19 protein-coding genes are annotated in these 21,809 nt (G+C 32.4%); 16 read left to right on the forward strand and 3 right to left on the reverse strand.

Going from position 1 to position 21,809, the window contains the following annotated elements; all coding sequences use genetic code 11:
* Nucleotides 1-16: 16 nt before the first annotated feature.
* Entirely contained in the window at nt 17-1,867 is a 1,851-nt protein-coding gene (locus Q1B37_RS12180; RefSeq protein ID WP_299898964.1) for a tetratricopeptide repeat protein, read from the reverse strand.
* A gap of 355 nt (nt 1,868-2,222) precedes the next feature.
* On the opposite strand from Q1B37_RS12180, the gene Q1B37_RS12185 reads away from it, so the two are divergent.
* The gene (locus tag Q1B37_RS12185) at nt 2,223-3,242 is read left to right on the forward strand and encodes a ThuA domain-containing protein (protein ID WP_299898965.1); all 1,020 of its coding nucleotides are present in this window, start codon (nt 2,223-2,225) and stop codon (nt 3,240-3,242) included.
* A 17-nt stretch (nt 3,243-3,259) separates the two neighbouring features.
* On the opposite strand, the gene Q1B37_RS12190 is transcribed toward Q1B37_RS12185, so the two are convergent.
* The gene (locus Q1B37_RS12190) at nt 3,260-4,033 is read right to left on the reverse strand and encodes a dienelactone hydrolase family protein (RefSeq protein WP_299606809.1); all 774 of its coding nucleotides are present in this window, start codon (nt 4,031-4,033) and stop codon (nt 3,260-3,262) included.
* A gap of 134 nt (nt 4,034-4,167) precedes the next feature.
* Between Q1B37_RS12190 and guaA the strand changes: the two genes are divergently transcribed.
* The 4 genes from guaA (at nt 4,168) to Q1B37_RS12210 (ending at nt 9,069) form a co-directional block, all read left to right on the forward strand.
* Nucleotides 4,168-5,700, forward strand: coding sequence for a glutamine-hydrolyzing GMP synthase (gene guaA, locus Q1B37_RS12195; protein WP_299606810.1), 1,533 nt, complete (start codon nt 4,168-4,170; stop codon nt 5,698-5,700).
* Between the two features lie 44 nt (nt 5,701-5,744).
* Entirely contained in the window at nt 5,745-7,928 is a 2,184-nt protein-coding gene (locus Q1B37_RS12200; protein ID WP_299898968.1) for a LysM peptidoglycan-binding domain-containing protein, read from the forward strand.
* A 361-nt stretch (nt 7,929-8,289) separates the two neighbouring features.
* Complete coding sequence (locus Q1B37_RS12205) at nt 8,290-8,823, forward strand: hypothetical protein (RefSeq protein ID WP_299606814.1); 534 nt, start codon at nt 8,290-8,292, stop codon at nt 8,821-8,823.
* A gap of 21 nt (nt 8,824-8,844) precedes the next feature.
* Nucleotides 8,845-9,069: a DUF3820 family protein gene (locus Q1B37_RS12210; protein ID WP_299606815.1), complete on the forward strand. Its 225-nt coding sequence runs from the start codon at nt 8,845-8,847 to the stop codon at nt 9,067-9,069.
* A 105-nt stretch (nt 9,070-9,174) separates the two neighbouring features.
* On the opposite strand, the gene lysA is transcribed toward Q1B37_RS12210, so the two are convergent.
* Nucleotides 9,175-10,407 carry a diaminopimelate decarboxylase gene (gene lysA / locus Q1B37_RS12215; RefSeq protein ID WP_299898969.1) on the reverse strand — a complete coding sequence of 411 codons (1,233 nt, stop codon included), beginning with the start codon at nt 10,405-10,407 and terminating at the stop codon, nt 9,175-9,177.
* A 178-nt stretch (nt 10,408-10,585) separates the two neighbouring features.
* Here lysA and Q1B37_RS12220 point away from each other — a divergent pair, with 178 nt between their 5' ends.
* From Q1B37_RS12220 to Q1B37_RS12270, 11 genes are all read left to right on the forward strand, one after another.
* Complete coding sequence (locus Q1B37_RS12220) at nt 10,586-11,221, forward strand: LON peptidase substrate-binding domain-containing protein (protein WP_299606818.1); 636 nt, start codon at nt 10,586-10,588, stop codon at nt 11,219-11,221.
* Nucleotides 11,222-11,377: 156 nt separating this feature from the next.
* Nucleotides 11,378-12,571, forward strand: coding sequence for an ADP-forming succinate--CoA ligase subunit beta (gene sucC / locus Q1B37_RS12225; RefSeq protein WP_299898970.1), 1,194 nt, complete (start codon nt 11,378-11,380; stop codon nt 12,569-12,571).
* 76 nt (nt 12,572-12,647) lie between these two features.
* Nucleotides 12,648-13,154, forward strand: coding sequence for a cupin domain-containing protein (locus tag Q1B37_RS12230; RefSeq protein ID WP_299898971.1), 507 nt, complete (start codon nt 12,648-12,650; stop codon nt 13,152-13,154).
* 180 nt (nt 13,155-13,334) lie between these two features.
* Complete coding sequence (locus Q1B37_RS12235; RefSeq protein WP_299898973.1) at nt 13,335-13,841, forward strand: ferritin; 507 nt, start codon at nt 13,335-13,337, stop codon at nt 13,839-13,841.
* Nucleotides 13,842-14,353: 512 nt separating this feature from the next.
* Nucleotides 14,354-15,118, forward strand: a complete 765-nt coding sequence (locus tag Q1B37_RS12240; protein ID WP_299898975.1) for a YARHG domain-containing protein — start codon at nt 14,354-14,356, stop codon at nt 15,116-15,118.
* Nucleotides 15,115-15,879 carry a hypothetical protein gene (locus Q1B37_RS12245; RefSeq protein WP_299898977.1) on the forward strand — a complete coding sequence of 255 codons (765 nt, stop codon included), beginning with the start codon at nt 15,115-15,117 and terminating at the stop codon, nt 15,877-15,879. The genes Q1B37_RS12240 and Q1B37_RS12245 overlap by 4 nt, the downstream gene beginning before the upstream one ends.
* A 187-nt stretch (nt 15,880-16,066) precedes the next feature.
* Entirely contained in the window at nt 16,067-18,379 is a 2,313-nt protein-coding gene (locus Q1B37_RS12250; protein WP_299898978.1) for a DUF2339 domain-containing protein, read from the forward strand.
* The gene (locus Q1B37_RS12255) at nt 18,363-19,595 is read left to right on the forward strand and encodes a DUF3999 family protein (protein ID WP_299898980.1); all 1,233 of its coding nucleotides are present in this window, start codon (nt 18,363-18,365) and stop codon (nt 19,593-19,595) included. The genes Q1B37_RS12250 and Q1B37_RS12255 overlap by 17 nt, the downstream gene beginning before the upstream one ends.
* A 119-nt stretch (nt 19,596-19,714) precedes the next feature.
* The gene (locus tag Q1B37_RS12260) at nt 19,715-20,062 is read left to right on the forward strand and encodes a YciI family protein (protein ID WP_299898981.1); all 348 of its coding nucleotides are present in this window, start codon (nt 19,715-19,717) and stop codon (nt 20,060-20,062) included.
* Between the two features lie 103 nt (nt 20,063-20,165).
* Nucleotides 20,166-20,510, forward strand: coding sequence for a YciI family protein (locus Q1B37_RS12265; RefSeq protein ID WP_299898983.1), 345 nt, complete (start codon nt 20,166-20,168; stop codon nt 20,508-20,510).
* A 13-nt stretch (nt 20,511-20,523) separates the two neighbouring features.
* Complete coding sequence (locus Q1B37_RS12270) at nt 20,524-21,801, forward strand: sigma-70 family RNA polymerase sigma factor (RefSeq protein ID WP_299898985.1); 1,278 nt, start codon at nt 20,524-20,526, stop codon at nt 21,799-21,801.
* The last annotated feature ends 8 nt before the right edge of the window (nt 21,802-21,809 follow it).

The raw sequence follows: 21,809 nt of genomic DNA on the forward strand, positions 1-21,809 counted from the left end.
AAACTTTAATTTACTATTATAAGTTTAGAATCATGTCAATTAGAACATTATTGCTTGGAATTTCCAGTTTTTTACGTAATCGATACCGTGCTTTTCGAACACCTTCTTGCGTTATATTTAGAATGGTGGCAATTTCTTTAGAGGATAGGTTCATTTTAAGCAGGGCCATAAGACGTAATTCATTGGTGGTAACATTAGGGTACTGGTTTTTAATTTTGCTGTAGAAATCTTTATGAATTTGTTCAAAATGTTTTTTGAAGTGATCCCAGTGATGATCATCTTTAAAATCGAAGTTTATAATCTGAAGTACTTTTTGATAATTGTATTGTGCATTTTGATCTTCAGCAAATCTCATTACTTCTATCTCTTCTTTTAAGTGTTCTAAAACTTTATTCTTTTTTACAAGACGAAGAGAGTTGGTGGTTAGCTCCTTGTTCTTAGTATCTAATTCTTTGCTTAATAATGCTTTTTCGAGACAACTAAGTTTAAATTTTTTTCTAAAAAAGAATACGAAAATTCCAAGTGTCAAGACTCCAATTCCAAAACTCAAGGTCAATAATAGATTTTGGGATTTTGCATATTCATTTTCTTTCTCTAATTCATGAATTTTAAGTTCCTTTTTGTTTGTTTGAAATTGAGTTTCTAGTACTCTAGCTTGCGCCTTTTTTTCTATGGAATCTAACGAGTCCTTAATTTTTGATAAGTTTTTGTAGTATTGATAAGCAGCTACACTATTGTTCGATTTTTCTGCTAATAATGCTAGCGTTTTATTTGCTTCTTTTTCAGCGTTGAGGTCTAAAGCGCTCTTTGCAGATCGTAGTGATTTTTCTGCATAATAATTGGCAGAGTCTAGTTGATTTAGTTCTAATAATGATTTCGCAATATAATTTTGAGTGCTTGCTTTTTGAATATGATCCCCTTTACTACTGAAGTTTTGTAATGCTCGTTTTAGGTGTAGAAGTCCTTTGTTGTAACGTTTCATATGGTAATAAGTGTTACCAATATCCGATTCTATTAACGCAATCGTTTTTGGACTTTCTATTCTAAATGATAAAGATTTTTGGAGGTAACTTAATGCTTTAGTATGATTACCCAAGCCATTATAACTAATTCCTATATTTCTTAGAGTTGCACTTAAATGGGTTTTGTTTCCAGTTTCTCTTATAACAGGTAGTGATTCCTCTAAGTATTTCAATGCTTTATCGTACTCTTCTTGTTTTATTAATATATTGCTAATCTTAAAGTAGGTACGGGCGACACCTGACTTATTTTTTAATTTTTCATATAGTTGATTTGCTTTTATATAATATTCTAACGCTTTCTTTTGGTATTTCATGAGACTGTATGAAACCCCTGTATTTTCAATAGATTTTATATAAGAGATAGAATCATTTAATGATATGAATATGTTGCTAGCTGCGTTGAAGCTTTTAATAGCATCATAGTATTGGTTTAAATGATTATGAACTACACCAATTTGATGAAATGCAGAAGCTTGCCCCCAAGAATGACCTATTTCTTGGTTGATTTTCAAGGCTTTATCAAAATGAACTAATGCAGAATCATATTCTTTTTGATAATAATATACTACCCCAAGACAGTTGTAAGAACCGGCCATCCCTCGCGGTTTGTTAATATTTTGGGCGATTTTTAAAGCTGCTCTAATTTGTTTTTTAGCTAATAATGAATTCGAAGTAGCGTATTGTATTCCAATATCATTAAAGGCTTTGATTAAAGTGGTGTCGGGAGTGTTTTTATTCTTTGTTATTCGATATAGGCTATCTACTATTTTTTGATTTTGTGCTGAAGCATTAGTATAAACTAATATCACTAAACAGAGTATGCTTCTTGCACCAAAAAACTTCATTATCTAGGGTATGGAGGTTAAAAGAGGGGCAAAAATAATTTATTGTTCAAAAACTTGATGGTCGTTAACACATAGGTAATGTAATCTTAAAATTAAGATTCTTATTGAACACAGCTGTTGGCTTTTAGCTTAATTTGATATGATTAAAAAAGTAGATAGAAAAGAGTGCCTGGTAAATAGAATACTAGTGTTGTGCATAACAGTTTTTAATAGTGGTTTGTTTTGAGGTCTTATTTTTTAATACATATGTGTTATATCATTTATAAACGCAAAACCTTAATTAGATTAGGGGTAATATTACGGATTAAATAATTTTAATTAGATAATAACGTTATGATAACAAACTCCAATCGTCATGAAATTATATACTCTTTTTACAGCCTTATTGTTGATATTAACTATGAACCTTTTTGCTCAGGAAAAGGTATTAGTGTTTACTAAAACTAATGGTTTTACACATCCCTCAATTGGTGCTGGAATTACAATGATTCGAGATCTAGGAAATGATAATGGTTTGTGGACAACTGATGATACTGATAATGCAAATGCTTTTACAGATGCTAATCTGTCTCAATATGCAGCCGTTATTTGGTGCAATACGAGTGGTAATAATTTATTGAATGCTTCTCAACGGGAAGCTTTTGAAAATTTTATAGCCTCCGGTGGTGGTTTCCTAGGGATTCACGCGGCTACTGATACATACAGAGATCGAAGCTGGCCTTTTTATAATGAGCTCGTTGGTGGTATTGTACAATCCGGCCCTAATCATACCAGTAATAATTTTAATGCAGATATGACTATTGTAAATTCCCATCCATCTGTAGATTTTATTGGAAACGCTGGTGATATTTGGAATAAATCGGAGGAATATTATTACTGGAAGAATAATGGAGGGCAGCTGTTTAATGGTAATATAGATGTATTAATGGTTGAATCTACAGGTTCTAATGATTATGATGAGGCGAGACCCATTTCCTGGTATAAAGAATATGCAGGAGGAAGGTCTTTTTATACAGCTTTAGGGCACAATTCGAGTGATTATACAAACAATACAAATTTTATAAAGCATGTAGAGGAAGGTATTAAATATGTTATTGGCAATACGTTAAGTGTTGGTAATCCAGAGCAAAAAATACCCCTTCAGATTGCCCCAAACCCAGTTCAAGACGTTATGCGACTTTCTACTTCAGGAATGCTTAGTTCTAAATCATTAATGATTTATAATGTAAATGGAAAGCTTGTTTATAAAAGTGAAATTCCTGCAGAAGTTTTATATACAGATATTAACCTCGAAAAATTAGCTAGCGGTTTATATATAGGAAGTCTCATATCTAATAATGAACAAAGCACTTTTAAATTTGTAAAAAGGAATTAGAATATCATCTAAATAAATTAATTCCAGACCTCATTCTGTAACCATGGAATACTGGTTTTCAGGATGTCTTTGTATTCACAGGCTTTGATGTGAGTATTCCCTTCTGCCTCTACAAAGGTGATATTACACCCAAGTGCCTTTGCCTCTGTTATTCTTTTTCGAACTTTTTTGATAGGGAAGAATTTATCCTCAGTTCCTTGAATTACATATATAGGAATCTCTAATTTCTCTTCTACTTTGCAGTTCGATCCCATTAAAATCATTGCCGAAAAGATATCTTTGTAATCGTTGGCATACTGCCAGCCAGCGATGGCACCATTACTATATCCTACCAGTACTATTTTGTTTGGATCAATAGGCCAATTTTCTTTAGCTAAATCTATAAAATCTAAGATTCTTTTTTCCAGGTAATCCAATGTCCAGGTACGCCAAGCACCAGAAGGACTAAAAACAAAACCTCCTGCATCTTGCAAACCAGGAGTTACAAGGCAATTACTAAATTTTGTGTAGTTTTTACTGCCTACACCTCCATGGAGAACAATAAATAAAGGTACTTTTTCTCCTTCTTGAATTTCTGGAATTGTTAAATCATATTTCCATTCGGATTCTTTGTCGTTTACTTTTATAGTGCTAATAAGATTACCGGGTGATAAAGGGATTGCTTTAAAGGAAGTTGCATCGATACTACTAACGTAATTTGCTTTTCCTCTAGTATCCAGCCCACTTTTGCATGATGTGCAGTTAATAAAAACAATACAACAAAAAATGCAGTATAAGATTGAAGATTTCATAGTTTTTCTATAAATATACTAACTATGTCGTTATTTTTTTAATCAATTAACGAGGTCTTTATAAAATAATACAGGAAGTTGAAAATTATATCAAATAGGATTTCGGAGGTTGTAATTTAATTTTATTTTTGCCTATGCAAAATAACGTACTCATTTTAGATTTCGGATCACAGTATACTCAACTAATTGCTAGAAGAGTTAGAGAACTAAATATTTATTGTGAAATCCACCCGTATAATAAATTACCAGAAAATTTATCAGATTTTAAAGCAGTAGTCCTTTCAGGATCTCCCTTTTCGGTAAGAGGAGAAGATGCTCCACATCCCGATTTATCGGAGATAAGAGGAAAGAAACCTTTATTAGCAGTGTGCTATGGAGCTCAGTACTTAGCTCATTTTAGTGGAGGAGAAGTAGCACCTTCTAATACACGAGAATATGGAAGAGCTAACTTGTCATTCATTAAGGATGGAGAGGAATTTTTTAACGGAATTTCAGTAGGGTCGCAAGTATGGATGAGTCATAGTGATACTATAAAATCATTACCTACAGGGGCTGTTTTGTTAGCGAGTACAGGAGATGTAGCTAATGCGGCTTATAAAATTGAAAATGAAGAAACTTATGCTATTCAGTTCCATCCAGAAGTATATCATTCCACTGATGGTAAACAGTTATTAGATAATTTTCTGATAGGGATTGCAAAAATTCAACCAGATTGGACACCCAACTCGTTCGTAGATACAACAGTAAACGAATTAAAAGAGAAATTAGGGGATGATAAGGTAGTTCTCGGATTAAGTGGTGGAGTAGACTCTACGGTTGCTGCTGTATTATTGCATAAAGCTATCGGAAGTAATCTTCACTGTATTTTTGTAAATAACGGTCTACTTCGTAAAAATGAGTTTGCGTCTGTATTGCAACAATACGAAGGAATGGGGCTAAATGTTAAAGGAGTAGATGCTTCGGCACGTTTTTTGGAAGCTCTAGCAGGTGAAAGTGATCCAGAAGGAAAACGAAAAATAATAGGAAGAGTTTTTATTGAAGTATTTGATGATGAAGCAAACCAGATAGAAGATGCTAAGTGGTTGGCACAAGGGACGATTTACCCAGATGTTATAGAGTCTGTATCTGTTAATGGAGGACCATCAGCAACGATTAAATCTCATCATAATGTTGGAGGATTGCCAGATTTTATGAAACTAAAAGTTGTAGAGCCTCTAAAAATGTTGTTTAAAGATGAAGTAAGAAGAGTGGGAGGTTCTATGGGACTTGATCCAGAACTCCTAGGACGACATCCATTTCCTGGACCTGGATTAGCAATTAGAATATTAGGAGACATAACTCCAGAAAAAGTTAGTATTTTGCAAGAAGTTGATGCTATTTTTATAAATGGTTTAAAAGAAAACGGACTTTATGATAAAGTTTGGCAAGCTGGAGCAATTTTATTGCCAGTACAGAGTGTTGGAGTAATGGGAGATGAAAGAACATATGAAAAATGTGTGGCACTTAGAGCCGTAGAAAGTACAGATGGTATGACTGCAGATTGGGTTAATTTGCCCTATGAGTTTTTGCAAAAAACCTCAAATGAGATAATAAATAAGGTAAAAGGCGTTAATAGAGTAGTATATGATATTAGCTCTAAACCGCCAGCGACTATCGAGTGGGAGTAATATAATAGATCCTTTGGGGATTAGGTTCATTAAAAATAAATCGAATGAAAAAAGTATTGTTGTTCTTTTTTATGATTTTTATAACCACTGTTGGTTTTTCTCAACAGTATAAAAGTCACAAAGTTGTTCAAGGAGAAAATGTATATAGAATTGCAAAAAGATATAATACAACTCCAGAAGCAATTTATAAGATAAACCCAACTGCAAAAGAGGGTATTAAAGAAGGACAAATTCTAGCAATTCCAGTTGTTGACGATCAGGAATATCAGATTCATATTGTTGGTGAAGGAGATACAGTATTTAATTTATCCCAAAAATATAACACAACTCAAGAAGCTATTTATAATTTGAATCCAGATGCAGTAAACGGGATTAATCTAGGTCAAATTCTAAGAGTTGCTGTTTTAAAGAAAAAAGAGGATACAGAAACTTCAACTGAAGTAAGTGATCCTGTTTTAGATAGCATACAACCTTTAGAAGAGATAAAACAAATAATTAGATTTAAAACTCATAAGGTTAGAAGAAAAGAAACCTTATTTGGTATTGCTCAGAAATACGATATTACTATAGATGATATTAAAAAGCATAATAAGCGATTGTATTCAGAGCAAATTCGTAAAAGAGATAAACTAAGAATTCCTGTGTTTGCAGAACAAACTACGGTTTCTAGAGAAATTCCAAAAGATAGTTTAGGTTCTAGAGTTTCTACGACTACTAAATATATTGTTAAGCCCAAAGATACACGATATAGTATAGCAAGAAGACATGGTATTACTGTTGGTGAGCTAAATCAGCTAAATCCCGAAATGGATCCAAATTTTCCTATTGGAATGGAAATTTTAGTTCCTACTACGATATTTGTACCTTTAGGAGAGGTTATTGACGAGGATAAATTTGAATTGTATGAAGTAAAGCCTAAAGAAGGATTTTATAGTGTTCTAAGACGAGCACAAATTTCTTCGGATTCTCTGTTTAGTTTAAATCCTTATGCAAGGGATGGTCTAAAAATAGGAATGGTTTTAACATTACCTAAAAAAGATACTGCAGATTCATTAGCGATAGATTTTCCAGAGAAAAAAATTGTTCCATTGGAGAATATGTTGTCTAACTTTAAGGCTAAAAAGATTGCTATAATGCTACCTTTTGGACTGGATACCTTAGATCTGGAAGCAAGACAACAGACGGAGGATTTCTTGAAAACCAGAGATGCTAGAGGAACCAGAGTTGCCTTGGACTTTTATAAAGGGGTACAAATGGCCATAGATTCTGCTAAAACGAAAGGTCTAAGTATTGATGCAACAGTGTATGATACGCAAAGAAATAAGAATACTGTGCATATCAAACGATTGATTGATCAAAATAACTTCGATGAATTAGATGTTGTAATAGGACCATTATATCAAGCAAATGTAGAAGCGGTAGCTGCTGAGTTAAAAAAGTATGAAACACCTGTTATCTCTCCTATTTCCAATAGAGAATCAAAATTATACAGTAATTTCTTTCAAACTATTCCGACAGATGTAATGCTTCAGGATAAAATGATAAATTATGTAGCCAAAGATTCTACTGATAAGAATATTGTTATTATCGTGCAGCAAGGAAAGAAGAAAGGAGAATCAATGAAGCCTAAGCATCAAGAAATCAAGGACAAATTAGTAGCCAAGTTTCCAGATGCAAAAATAGCTAGAATAGAGGAAGGTAATTATGTGTATGAAGTGCATCTAAATAAAGCATTAGCCAAAAATAAACCAAATTGGGTTTTTATTGAATCTGATGATGTAGCTATGATTAGTAATGTTACAACTTTATTAAATGCAAAAGTAGAAAGTCATAAGGTTACATTATTCACAACAGATAAAAATAATGCTTTTGATGATGATAGTGTAAAGAATGAATATTTATCAAATTTACATTTACATTATCCTTCTATTGATAAGGAATATGATAATTACGATGAGACATCAATGACTCCTTTCGTAGCTAGGTATAAGAAAGAATTCGGAACTATTCCTAGTAAATATACCGTACGCGGTTTTGATATTACGTATGATATTTTGATGCGATTGGGATCTGCGGATGATTTATATCACGCAGCTACTTTTGAAGGAACTACGGAGTATGTTGAAAATAAATTTAATTATGCGAAAAAGCTTTTAGGAGGTTATTATAATAAGGCTTCTTACATCATTAAATTTGATGATGAATTAAAATTAACGGTTATCGAATAAAAATTATTTGATCAATAATTAATTTTCTAGAGGTTTTTAGAATCATTTTTTTTATTTTTAGATGCTATTTACAAAGTATTGTTAAAACGTAGATGATACTTTGCACCTAAACTTTGATTAAACTTACAGTTAATTTTAGTCGTGGTACGGAAATTGATATAGTGATTATGGCAATTTTGATAAATCAAAGTTTACACAAAATTTAGATAAATTGTTTCAATTGGGATAGATATAAGATTTTATATCTGAAAACAAATAAGAATCTATTTAAACATACATATGCAATACTTAGCCCCGTATTGTATTTTTGGGTGTTTTTGTGGAAAAATAACAACTTTAGCCGGGCATAATTATTGCAATTATGGGTAAATTTTTTACTATTCTCTTAGTTTTATTTTTTGCTAGTCATGGATATGTAGAGCGTTTTTCTTATGCGGAAAAAAGTAAGTTGGAATGGTCGGATTTTAGGGGAGAACCTAAAATGAACAGTAGTTTTGATGCTAGTGTAAATACCGGAATAACTTATCAATGGTCTATAAGTAAGGATTATGGGAAGATTGAATTAAAATATGAAGTGGACAGTTTCTGTTATCCATCATTATCATGGGTAAAGAGAGGGCAGTTAACTAAATACTTACTAGAGCATGAACAACTGCATTTTGATATTTCGGAGTTGCATGCCAGAATTATGCGCAAAAAATTAAAGGAATATAAGCCTGGAAAGAATGTTCGTAAAGATTTAAATAAAATGTACAAAAGAGTCGAGCGTATGAGGATTAATATGCAAGAACTCTATGATATCGAAACCGAACATTCTAAAAATAAAGTGAATCAAGAAAAATGGGAAAAGAAGGTTAAAAACCTAATGTGGTATTATAGAGCTTATTCTAAATAAATATCCGATGTTATCTCTTTAATGAATTCTCAAACTCAAAAAGACTTTTTAATTAAACTGGCGCATACCAAAATGCCTTTTGGTAAATATAAAGATCGATATCTCATTGATTTGCCAGAATACTACATCGTTTGGTATCATAATAAAGGATTCCCTAAAGGAACACTGGGAGCGCAAATGCAAACAGTTTATGAATTGAAGCTAAATGGACTCGAATACCTAGTCAGAAACATTCAAAAAATGTGATTTTTGAAATTACAATAAGACATAATAACTTAATTGGTTGCAAAAAAAGGGACATATTTCTAAAAATACGTCCCTTCCTTTTTGTTCTATAAAAAAAATCTAAGTTTATGAAGCAGGTTCTGTTACCTTTTCAAAAATATCAACATCAACTTGGTTTCTAGTTAAATCTTCAAAAGTCTCTCGCTTACGAATCAAATGTGCTTTGTTATTATGCCAAAGTACTTCTGCAGGTCTAAAACGAGAATTATAATTACTAGCCATAGAGAAGCAATAAGCTCCTGCGTTTTTAAAGGCAATAACATCTCCTTCGGTAATTTCTGGAATTCTCCTATTTGTTGCAAAAGTATCTGTCTCACAGATGTAACCTACTACAGAGTAAAAACGCTCCTTTCCATCAGGGTTAGAGATATTTATGATTTCGTGATAAGAGTTATAAAACATCGGTCTGATTAAGTGATTAAAACCACTATCAATACCTGCAAAAACTGTTGAGGTTGTCTGCTTTACAACATTTACTTCAGCAAGAAAATAACCGGACTCACTTACCAGGAATTTACCAGGCTCAAAACCTAGTATTAATTCTTTTCCATACTCCTTACAGAAAGAATTAAAACGTTTGGTTAGTTTCTTACCAAACTCTTCTATATTAGTTTCGATATCACCTTCTTTGTAAGGTACTTTAAAACCACTTCCAAAATCTAAAAAATCCAGATTTTTAAAGTGCTTAGCAGTTTCAAATAAGATCTCGCTAGCATAAAGAAAAACGTCAATATCTAAAATATCACTACCCGTATGCATGTGGATACCGTTAATATTCATGCCAGTATTCTCTACAATTCTTAGGATATGAGGAATTTGATGTATTGAAATTCCAAATTTACTATCGATATGACCAACAGAAATTTTACTATTCCCACCTGCCATTACATGCGGATTAATACGAATGCAAACAGGTACATCTGGATGTTTCGTTCCGAATTGTTCTAAAATGGATAAGTTATCGATGTTAATCTGAACTCCCATCGAAGAAACTTGTTCAATTTCCTCTAAAGACACTCCGTTTGGAGTAAATATGATGTTAGCAGGAGCTACACCAGCTGCAAGCCCAAGTTTTACTTCTTGAATTGATACTGTGTCTAATCCAGCGCCTAACGAATTCATTAACTTTAGTATCGCAATATTAGATAACGCTTTGACTGCATAGTTAAGTTTCAAATGTTTCACCTGTTTAAAAGCATTAGTAAGACGCTCATACTGTGAAACAATTTTTTCGGAGTCATACACATATACTGGACTCCCAAACTCTTTTGCGATTGCTAATAAATTTGTGTTTTCCATTTTACTTTAATTTGGCTTACGAAATTACCATTTTTACTAGAGATTATCTCTAGGCGGCGCGTAATTAGTATAAAATTATGTAAACCTAAAAAAAAACGATGCTAAATAACGAATTTTCGATTTTTGAACAGATATTATACACAAGCTAGTTGTTTATTTAGTATTTTTAAAAGAAAAAATGCTAGCACTCTTTCCTTTACAATTAGTCGTATATCCAGGAGAGCGTTTACCACTTCATATCTTCGAACAACGATATCAACAATTGATTGCAGATTGCGAAGAAGATGGAATTTCTTTTGGTGTACCCACTTTTATAGATAAAAAACTAGAATATGGTACTGAAGTAACATTACAAAAGGTAGAAAAAAGATATCCGAATGGAGCAAGTGATGTTGTTTGTACTGGTACAAGAGTTTTTAGGATTAAAAGTTTTTACCCTCAATTACCGGGTAAGTTATATGCTGGTGGTGAGGTAGAGTATATGGAGGATAATGAAAACGGAGTAGAAGAGTTACAAGAAGAATTATTAAAGAATATTGCGATTTTATATATTGAACTTACCATAGAAAAACCTCCAATTTTTAATATTCCATTTGTAAGTTATCAAGTAGCTCATAAAGTCGGTTTGGCGCTACATCAAGAATATCATTTATTAAAGCTCAGAAGCGAATTTGAACGCCTTAATTATTTAATAGGACATCTTAAAGTTACAATTCCTGTTGTTAGAGAAATGAATAGAGCTAAAGAAGTCATTAAAATGAATGGGCATTTTAAGAATTTTGATCCATTGGATTTTGATGATTTTAAACTTTAAAGAAATCTAAATTCATTTTCGAAGAATTTTCGAGGCTATTTTTTGGGATAGCATAATACCAGTTTCTATATAACTTTTTTTACTAGAAAAGATTGGCACAGTATCTTCACTTTTCCTATTTTTGGGACTCCTATAGAAAAGGTAAAAAATAAGACTATGAACTTACACGAATATCAGGGTAAAGAGATATTAAGTAGCTTTGGAGTGCGTATCCAGCGTGGTATTGTTGCACAAAATGCTAAAGAAGCAGTAGCTGCTGCAAAACAATTAACTGCTGAAACAGGTACTGGTTGGCACGTAATAAAAGCTCAAGTACACGCTGGAGGTAGAGGAAAAGGTGGAGGTGTAAAACTTGCTAAAAATCTTCAGGAAGTAGAAGAAATAGCAGGTCAAATCATCGGAATGAACTTAATTACACCGCAAACTTCTGCAGAAGGAAAAAAAGTACATCAAGTATTGATTGCAGAAGATGTGTATTATCCAGGTGATAGTGAACCAGATGAGTTTTACATGTCTGTATTACTAAATCGTACTACAGGAAGAAATATGATTATGTATTCTACAGAAGGGGGAATGGATATCGAAACTGTTGCAGAAGAAACTCCTCATTTAATATTTACAGAAGAAATAGATCCTGCTGTTGGATTATTGCCATTTCAGGCTAGACGTGTAGCTTTTAATCTTGGATTAAGTGGTGCTGCGTTTAAGGAAATGACAAAATTTGTGATGGCTTTGTATACTGCTTATGTAAAATCAGATTCTTCATTATTCGAAATTAATCCAGTATTAAAGACGAGTGATGATAAAATCATGGCGGTAGACGCAAAAGTAACTATCGATGATAATGCTTTATATCGTCACAAGAACTACGTAGACATGCGTGACATCCGCGAAGAGAATCCAATAGAAGTAGAAGCTAACGAAGTTGGTCTAAACTACGTGGATCTAGACGGTAATGTAGGTTGTATGGTAAATGGTGCAGGACTTGCAATGGCTACTATGGATTTGATCAAGCAAGCTGGTGGAGAACCTGCTAATTTCTTAGACGTTGGAGGTACAGCAGATGCCAAGCGTGTAGAAGAAGCTTTTAGAATTATTCTTAAAGATCCTAATGTAAAAGCAATATTGATCAATATCTTTGGAGGAATTGTTCGTTGTGATAGAGTAGCGCAAGGTGTAGTAGACGCTTATAAAAATATGGGTGACGCAATCAACGTTCCAATTATTGTTCGTTTACAAGGAACCAATGCAGATATCGCAAAAGAATTAATAGATAATAGTGGATTGGATGTACAGAGTGCTGTATTATTCCAAGAAGCAGCTGATAAAGTTCAGGCTGTATTAGCATAAATATTATACTAAATAGCTTAAATAAAAAGAAGCGATCCAATGCATTGGATCGCTTCTTTTTACTTTACAAAAACCTATGAATGATGACATAAGAAATATTGTAGCTAAACTAGATATGAAACCTCATCCTGAAGGAGGATTTTATAAAGAAACATATCGTAGTGATGGAGTAATTCCAAAAAATGCTTTGGAAGATAAATTTTCTGGAGCTCGTAACTATTGTACAGGGATTTATTTCTTATTAACATCAGAGAATTTTTCCGCTTTTCACCGTATACAACAAGATGAAATGTGGCATTTTTATGGAGGTAGTTCTCTATACGTACATGTTATTGATGCTAACGGATTATATACATGTCATGCTGTGGGAATGAATCTTGATGAAGGAGAGGCACCTCAGTTAGTAGTTCCAGCAGGTTGTTGGTTTGCGTCTAGTGTAAAAGAAAAGAATCATTATTCTTTTGTGGGTTGTACGGTTTCACCAGGATTTGATTTTGAAGATTTTGAATTAGCCGAAAGAAACAAATTAATACAAGAATTTCCAGCTCATAAAGAAACTATTATCAGATATACTAGAGCTTAAACTTTGTCCTATCAATTTACTTAAATTAATGGTAAAGGAATGTAAAAACTATTGAAAGGCATTTTAATTATGTACTTTTAATAATTAATTTAAAAACAAAATAGACTTTTAATACTTGTATGATTATAGAAAACCATATGTTAGGTGTTTTAAAGTCTTAAAAATATCAGAATAAAAGATATGATACCAGAAATAGAGAAATCATTAAATGATCAAGTGCGTTATGAGGCTACCGCTTCTGCTCAATATCTGTCTATGGCATGTTGGGCAGATGTAAATGGATATAATGGCATTGCGGACTTCTTTTATACGCAATCAGAAGAAGAGCGAGTACATATGACAAAATTGGTAAAGTTTATTAATGAGAGAAATGGACAAGCTGTAATTCCCGCTATAGAAAAACCAAGAGATGATTTTAAATCATTAAGAGAGTTATTCGAAATTTTTCTTGAAAGTGAAGAGTTTGTGACCGCGCAAATTAATAATGTTATCTTTCAATGTTTAGAGCATAAGGACTATAACGTACATAATTTTATGCAATGGTATGTGGCAGAACAATTAGAGGAAGAAGCTGTAGCAAGAACTCTTCTAGATAAATTAAAAATTATAGGAGAAGATAAGTCTGGACATTATTTGTTCGATAGAGATATCAATACTTTTCAAATTGGTGATAAGCAAGAAGAGTAGTAATATTACTGATTGTTAATAACTTAATAAACAAAAATTAAAGATTCTTTTCCTAAGAGTCTTTTTTTTATATTTTTGTACTTTATTTAGATTCAATAAAAATTAGTAAGTAGTGCAAAGTTCAGGAATTCCATCTTTATATTCGCCATGTGCCTCAATGAATTGTGAAGTAAGTTGTGGTGGTAAGAAGAAAAAATGTTGTAAGAAATATAAGAAGAAGGGAAAGACAAATTGTAAAAGGTGTCCTAAGCTATAACAGATAGTAATACGGAACAATAATCGCTACAAATACAAAAACACATTAGTATTAATAAGCACGCTATTTGCGTGTTTTTTTGTATTATGAATTTTAAAAAGAAAGTTGTTCTTTTCATTATTTCTAGGAGGCGTATTTCTTTAATCTTTAAGAATCGTTAAAAATTGAATTTAAAGGAATAGTTTTTAGTAATCTTTTTTAGATTTGTATAGCTCCCAATCTATAGAACTTAATACTATATTTAATAAAGATATTCATGATCAAGTATTTAGTTTTATTAGGTTTGTTTTTTTCGATATCAATAAACGGACAAGAAAGTCAGTTTAGTAAATTGATCGAAAGTTTTTCAGAACCTCAAAAGAATATTCCCCAAGATTTAGCTTTACAATATTTCGATTTCAAACCTACAGAGAGAGCAAGTAATCTCTTAACTGGAAATGTGGTTGTACGCACAAAATCATATATTATTGTATCTACAGTTTTAAAATGTAATATAGGAACCAATTGTGAACAATCATCTTTAACATCATTTACTCCAGAAGGAAAGCGTATAGCTACCATTGCTTATGAAAGAGCTGTTGCTGACTGTTCTTTCAATGACGCTAGAATTTCTGTTTTTGTATCAGATGACTTATTAGTATTTAAAGAAACAAGAGAAAAGTTGGATTGTATCGGAGATGGAAAACAAGTTGGTCTCAAAGAGTGGTTAGAGTTTCAACCTATAAAAAAAGATGGTAGCTTTTCAAAGCCTTATACAGACATTAAGGCAATTGAAAGAGAGAATTACATATTTTCGCATCGCATATTTAAAAAAGAAGAGCTTGATTTTAAAACAGAAGAAGAATTAGCGATTATTAAAAACGAGATTTTTGCATCTCATGGATACATGTTTACCAAGAAGAAATGGCAAGACTATTTTGAGTCTAAATCTTGGTATATGCCTACAAATAAAGACGCAGCTGATAAACTTACCGACATAGAAAAAAGTAATGTAGCACTTATTTTAAGTATTAAACAATGAGGATTACAAGTATTATTGTATGCTTATTAATGTCTGTTATATGTTATGGTCAGACCAAAACCATTCATGTATTTGTAGCTTTGTGTGATAATGCTAATCAGGGTATTGTGCCAGTTCCAGAACGTATAGGAAATGGACAGGACCCTAAAAATAATTTATATTGGGGAGCGGGTTATGGTGTTAAGACTTTTTTTAAAGTAAAAACCAAGGATTGGACATTAATTAGAAAAATAACAGCTAAGGATGCTAATATTTTAGAAAGATTATTATTCAAGCATGCTACAAAAGATGTCTATTTATTAGCGGATGCCTATGATGGTGCGAAAATAAAAACTACTATAGAAGATTTTCTAAAATCATCAAACGGCCAATTGCCATTAGAAATAGAAGAGAATAGTCGTACCTTACATTTTGGAGGAAATGCTGATCTTTTAGCATATGTCGGTCACGATGGCTTAATGGATTTTGATGTTTCAATCAATTATGAAAATTCATCTAGTAGTAGTAAAAAAGATGTAATCATCCTTGCCTGTTTTAGCAAGCCTTATTTTTCTCCTGAGATTAAAAAGGCAAAAGCAAATCCTATTTTGTGGACTACTCATTTAATGGCTCCCGAAGCATATACTCTAAAAGCTGCTATCGATGGATGGATTCTCAATGAATCTGGTAAGCAAATAGATGAACGAGCAGCGCAATCCTATCATAAATATCAGAAATGTGGTATACGAGGAGCGAGAAATTTGTTTACCACTGGTTTTTGATTTTGTATTCCACTAGAAACCATTTTTTTAGATTCCCTTTTTTCAGGGAGTAATTGGATCCTATTTTACTATATTTTTGATTAAAACCTAATAGTAGATGGATCATGTTTTTATGATTCCTCTTTTTTTTACCTATATTTCTATAATGAATATTGTTATTCAATACTCATTTTATATCTAAACAACAATGGCTGATAATCAAAAGTATATAAATGAATTGCTTCAGAAGCTAGCGATACTGTCCAGAAAGCAGGAAGAATTTCGAAGAGAAATACTGAATCTTAAACAGGAAATTCTAGATCTTAAAAATGCTGAAGACCAAGCAAAACAAATAGTTACATCCGATAGCAAAAACTTAAGTCAAGTACAACCGTTAGAAAGTCGACCTCAAAATATTTCTGAAAGTATAAAGGAAAAAAAGCCAGTACCTTTATCAGCACCACAACCTAAAAGTGTACTAAATCCGATTAGTAAACCTAAAGAAAAATCAAATTGGGAAAAATTTGTGGGAGAAAATCTCATTAGTAAGATCGGAGTTATTATTCTTATCATAGGTGTGGCTATAGGAGGCAAATATTCTATAGAGAATGATCTTATCAGTCCGCTTACACGAATTATATTAGGGTATTGTACAGGTATAGCTTTGATCGCTATTGGAATGAAACTCAAAAGAAAGTATGAAAACTTTAGTGCTGTTTTAGTAAGTGGTGCTATGACAATACTGTATTTCATAACGTTTTTGGCTTATAGTCTATATGATCTTATTCCACAATTGTTTGCGTTTGCCCTAATGGTATTATTCACAATTTTTACAGTATTCGCAGCTATACAATATAACAGACAAGTAATCGCCCATATTGGTTTGGTTGGTGCCTATGCAGTACCTTTTTTGCTAAGTGATGGATCAGGAAGGGTTGCCATTCTATTTAGTTATGTGACTATTATCAATATTGGAATCTTAATACTTTCTTTTAAAAAATATTGGAAGTCCCTTTATTATTCTTCCTTTTTACTTACTTGGTTGATATATTTTAGCTGGTATGCAGTGAAGTATGAAACCAGCATTCATTTCGCATTAGCGTTTACATTCTTATTCGTATTTTTTATCATCTTCTATCTCATATTCCTTTTGTATAAATTGAATAGAAAAGAAAAATTCGGTACTACAGATGTATTACTACAATTGGCTAACGCCTTTATTTTTTATGGAATAGGTTGTTCCATACTGAGTGATCATGAGGTTGGTAAAGAGTTATTAGGATTGTTTACGATTGGAAATGCGCTTATACATTTTGTAGTGAGTGTGATGATCTACAGATTAAAATTAGCAGATCGAAATCTGTTTTATTTTGTTTCTGGTTTAGTATTGGTTTTCATTAGTATCGCTTTTCCTGTACAGTTAGATGGAAATTGGGTGACTTTATTATGGGCAACTGAAGCGGTATTGCTTTTCTGGATAGGTAGAACTAAAAAAGTGCCGGTTTATGAAAAATTAGCATATCCTGTTATTGCTCTTACTTTTTTTAGTTTGTTACAAGATTGGTGGAGGTATTATGCAGAATATTCATACTATAATACTGAAATTATAACTACACCTATTTTTAATATTTCTGTACTTACATCTTTATTGTGTGCAGCTTCTTTTGGGTACATACTTTTTCTGCATCGTAATGATTCATATCCTTTTCCATGGTTAAAATATAAAACTTGGTATCAGTTGATTTCTCTATGGGTTTCTGCAATGTTTTTATTTGTTGTGTATATGACATTTTTCCTAGAGATTATAGATTATTACGAGACTTTAGCATACGATAAACAAGATTTCATGGGAGTTTGGCTTATAAACTATACGCTAGCTTTTCTTTCTATCATATCATTTCTAAATATCACAAAGCTTAAAAACATGATCTTTGGTTACATTAATATTGCGCTTAACTTGTTTGCACTATTAATGTTTCTTACTTCTGGATTATACCTGCTTAGTGAACTAAGGGATGTTTATCTGGATCCATCATTGCTGGAATCTGGAGAAGCGAGTTCGTTTAATATAGGAATTCGTTATATCTCATTAGTTTTCTGTGCCATACTAATGTGGGCTTTATATACATACGCTAGACAACGGTTCTTAAATACGTCATTGATAGTTTTGATAGATGTTGTTCTACAAATCACGATCATTTGGATTTTGAGTAGCGAACTAATTCATTGGTTAGATATAGCTGGATATACATCTTCTGATAAGTTAGGATTAAGTATACTTTGGGGGATATACTCTTTATTCCTTATAGTTATGGGGTTCTGGAAGAAAATAAAGCATATGCGTGTAATGGCATTTATATTATTCGGAATCACTCTTGTTAAACTATTCTTATACGATATCGCACATCTAAATACGATTTCTAAAACGATTGTCTTTGTATCCTTAGGGATTCTGTTGTTGATCATTTCTTTCTTATACAATAAATACAAACATATAATTACTGATGAGGTTAAAGATTAGTTTAGTTCTAGGTATATTGGTTTTCTCCTGTGTTCAACTTTATGCGCAGATAGGTAAGTATAACTATAAACGAGAGTTGTTAGGAGTTTCTGAGGATTGGCATTCCGTTATGATACAAGATGAAATGTATGCTAATCTTTCTTCGAACCTTTCTGATATTAGAATTTATGGTATTACCGCTTCAAAAGATACTATTGAAGCTCCTTATATCTTGAAGAAGAATGAACCTAAAACTATTCATAAGAAAGTTGATTTTGAAATATTAAATACGGCTAGAACTGTCAATGGAACTTTTGTTACTTATAAAGTGCCAATAGATCAGATGATTAACCAGATACGTTTAGATTTTGATCAAACTAATTTTGATACAAGATTATCGGTTGAAGGAAGTCAAGATTTAAAGTCGTGGTTTACTATAACAGATGATTATCGTGTTTTATCAATAAACAATGAATTAACTTCTTATAGTTTTACCACTGTAAAGTTCTCGAATTCAAAATACCAATACTATAGGATATTGGTTAAAGGAGATGATGTTCCTAAAATTGCCGGTGCTCAGATAAATTTTAAAGAAACAAAGACGGGTGATTACAATGTGTACAGAAATAAGTCTTTAGAAATAAAAGAGGAGAAAGAAAATAAAACAACGGTAATTGATATTGCGCTAGACACTCCAGTACCTGTAAATAAGGTGAAAATAAAAGTGAATAATACTTTTGACTACTACAGACCTGTTAGACTGGAATATATTTCTGATAGCACAAAAATTGAAAATGGTTGGAGATATCGTTACGGCAAGTTAACTTCTGGAGTAATTAACTCCATAGAAGAAAACGAATTTGATTTTAGAAGTGAGATTGGACAGCGATTACGAATTACAATCAGTAATTATGATAATCAACCTTTGGATATTCAAGCTGTCGAGATATTGGGAGTAAGTCATGAATTAATTGCTAGATTTACTACTCCAGCAACATACTATCTTACTTATGGAAATAAATCTTCCAATATACCATCCTATGATCTCAAGTATATGACCGAAAAAATTCCTATTGATTTAAAAAGTTTAGGCTTAGGTGAAGAAAAAAGTATTCCAAAAATATCTGAAAAGAAGGTGGAGCCTCTCTTTACAAATAAGGCTTGGCTTTGGGGAATTATGTTGGTAATTATTCTCATATTAGGTAGTTTCACACTAATGATGATGAAAAAGAAGTAAAGGATTTTAGTAGCGGTTAAGGGAAGTTTTCAAAAAAATATATTTTTTTTTGAAAAAAATGTCCAAATACTTCTAATCATTTCGTCATAGCACCATATAAACCATAAATAAATAAAATTATGAAACAATTTGTGTTCCTTTTTAAAGGTGGAGATGAAGTTTGGGATTCCAAAACTGAAGAAGAACAAAATGCCCATATGGGCGAATGGATGGAGTGGATCGGAAAAATTTCTGAACAAGAAAAATATGCTGGAGGAGAGCGTTTATATCCTGCAGTAAAAACCATTCATCCAGGAGGTACTAAAGTAACTGATAGATTTCTTGTGGAAGCCAAAGAAATAATAGGAGGTTATATTGTAGTAAAGGCTGAATCGATGGAAGAAGCAACCGAAATGGCAAAAGGTTGTCCTGGGTTACAATGGGAATCCTCGGTAGAAGTAAGAGAAGTTTGGCCAGACGAAGCTTAAAAGAGATCAGATATGAAATGAGCCATAGCATTTTGGGAACACCCAGTAAAATCAACATTGGCGAATTCCAATAGACAATTGAAGAAAAATAAAACAAGAACAGATGAAAGAGTTTTTAATGCTTATAAGAGGAGGTCAGGAAGGATATCAATCTGCATCACCTAATGAGATGCAAAAAAATATGGAGCACTGGCAAAAATGGATGGCTGGACTTGCTAGAGAAGAAAGATTAGTAGGTGGGCAACCTTTAGTCAGCGAAGGAAATACTTTAACAGGTAGTAAAAAAGCATTTACTGATCGCCCATTTGCCGAAGGAAAGGAATTGGTAGGTGGATATCTATTAATTAAAGCCGAATCCCTTGCGGAAGCTACAGAAATCGCAAAAGGATGTCCAAGTTTTGAGTATGATTGTAGTGTCGAAGTGCGCGAAATAGCTCCAGTTGGATAATATTCGTTGTTTTTTGAAATCGAGAGAAAACATACATGATACTTTAAACCATCTTTTCAGACAGGAATCTGGAAAGATGGTTGCTGTTTTAGTAAAGGTTTTTGGTATAGAGAATTTGGAAATTGCAGAAGATGTAGTGCAAGATGCCTTGGTAAGTGCTCTAGAGACTTGGAAGTTTAGAGGAGTGCCAGACAATCCAAAAGCTTGGTTATATAGGACTGCCCGGAATAAGGCTATTGATATAATTAGAAGAAAAAAGCATAGTAAAACTATTGATTTTTCTGACCCAGAAAGAAAGCTGCTAACCTCGGAATATACTCTAAGTAGTACGATGGATAATTTTTGGAAAGAGGAATATATAAAAGATGATTTCTTAGCAATGATGTATGCTTGTTGTCACCCAGATATTTCTCCAGAAAATCAAATTACTTTTATATTAAAATCTCTTTGCGGATTTAGTACTAAAGAAGTTGCAAAATCTTTTCTTACATCAGAAGATACCATTTCTAAGAGAATATATCGCACAAAAGAGCATTTTAGGAAACATCAAATACGTCCTGAGATTCCTTCATCCGAAGAGATTACCTCTAAAACCACAGTGGTGTTAAGTACGATTTATCTAATATTTAATGAGGGGTATAATTCTACGCATCATGATCAATTAATCAGAAAAGATATCATCTCTCAGGCCCTATGGTTATGTAAGTCTTTGCTGGATACTGAACTCACACAATTACCCGAAGTTTATGCTTTAATGGCATTAATGCTTTTTCATACAGCACGATTAGATAGCCGACTTAGTGATCAAGGAGAATTGATTTTACTTTCTGATCAAGATAGAACCATATGGAATGAAGAGTTAATTGCACAAGGAAGCCGATATTTAAATCAATCTGCTTTTGGGGAGTCTTTATCCACCTATCATTTAGAAGCTGCAATTGCTTATAAGCATTGTATTGCTAAGAGTTATGAGACTACAGATTGGAAAGAAATATTAAAATATTATGATCTTTTATTAAAGATTAAGAGCGACCCAATTGTTTCTCTTAATAGATGCTTGGTTATTTTAGAATTATATGGAGCAGAAGAAGCACTAAATGCCATAAAATCCATTAAAGATCAGAAATTATTGAAAAAATATTACCTCTACCATGCAACTCTAGGAGATATTTATCAACAGTTGATACAACCAAATATCGCAGTCAAATATTATCAAAATGCAATGAAACTCACCCAATCTGCACCAGAAAAACAACTATTGAAGCACAAAATAGGTGAAATATTGAACTAAATATTTCT

The organism is uncultured Aquimarina sp., assembly GCF_947492965.1.
In the GTDB taxonomy this organism is placed as follows: Bacteria; Bacteroidota; Bacteroidia; order Flavobacteriales; family Flavobacteriaceae; genus Aquimarina.

What these genes read in the sequence shown, in the direction of transcription:
- Q1B37_RS12180 (WP_299898964.1), bottom strand. Translation starts at nt 1,867, where the DNA reads ATGAAGTTTTTTGGTGCAAGAAGCATACTCTGTTTAGTGATATTAGTT.
- Q1B37_RS12185 (WP_299898965.1), top strand. Translation starts at nt 2,223, where the DNA reads ATGAAATTATATACTCTTTTTACAGCCTTATTGTTGATATTAACTATG.
- Q1B37_RS12190 (WP_299606809.1), bottom strand. Translation starts at nt 4,033, where the DNA reads ATGAAATCTTCAATCTTATACTGCATTTTTTGTTGTATTGTTTTTATT.
- guaA (WP_299606810.1), top strand. Translation starts at nt 4,168, where the DNA reads ATGCAAAATAACGTACTCATTTTAGATTTCGGATCACAGTATACTCAA.
- Q1B37_RS12200 (WP_299898968.1), top strand. Translation starts at nt 5,745, where the DNA reads ATGAAAAAAGTATTGTTGTTCTTTTTTATGATTTTTATAACCACTGTT.
- Q1B37_RS12205 (WP_299606814.1), top strand. Translation starts at nt 8,290, where the DNA reads ATGGGTAAATTTTTTACTATTCTCTTAGTTTTATTTTTTGCTAGTCAT.
- Q1B37_RS12210 (WP_299606815.1), top strand. Translation starts at nt 8,845, where the DNA reads ATGAATTCTCAAACTCAAAAAGACTTTTTAATTAAACTGGCGCATACC.
- lysA (WP_299898969.1), bottom strand. Translation starts at nt 10,407, where the DNA reads ATGGAAAACACAAATTTATTAGCAATCGCAAAAGAGTTTGGGAGTCCA.
- Q1B37_RS12220 (WP_299606818.1), top strand. Translation starts at nt 10,586, where the DNA reads ATGCTAGCACTCTTTCCTTTACAATTAGTCGTATATCCAGGAGAGCGT.
- sucC (WP_299898970.1), top strand. Translation starts at nt 11,378, where the DNA reads ATGAACTTACACGAATATCAGGGTAAAGAGATATTAAGTAGCTTTGGA.
- Q1B37_RS12230 (WP_299898971.1), top strand. Translation starts at nt 12,648, where the DNA reads ATGAATGATGACATAAGAAATATTGTAGCTAAACTAGATATGAAACCT.
- Q1B37_RS12235 (WP_299898973.1), top strand. Translation starts at nt 13,335, where the DNA reads ATGATACCAGAAATAGAGAAATCATTAAATGATCAAGTGCGTTATGAG.
- Q1B37_RS12240 (WP_299898975.1), top strand. Translation starts at nt 14,354, where the DNA reads ATGATCAAGTATTTAGTTTTATTAGGTTTGTTTTTTTCGATATCAATA.
- Q1B37_RS12245 (WP_299898977.1), top strand. Translation starts at nt 15,115, where the DNA reads ATGAGGATTACAAGTATTATTGTATGCTTATTAATGTCTGTTATATGT.
- Q1B37_RS12250 (WP_299898978.1), top strand. Translation starts at nt 16,067, where the DNA reads ATGGCTGATAATCAAAAGTATATAAATGAATTGCTTCAGAAGCTAGCG.
- Q1B37_RS12255 (WP_299898980.1), top strand. Translation starts at nt 18,363, where the DNA reads ATGAGGTTAAAGATTAGTTTAGTTCTAGGTATATTGGTTTTCTCCTGT.
- Q1B37_RS12260 (WP_299898981.1), top strand. Translation starts at nt 19,715, where the DNA reads ATGAAACAATTTGTGTTCCTTTTTAAAGGTGGAGATGAAGTTTGGGAT.
- Q1B37_RS12265 (WP_299898983.1), top strand. Translation starts at nt 20,166, where the DNA reads ATGAAAGAGTTTTTAATGCTTATAAGAGGAGGTCAGGAAGGATATCAA.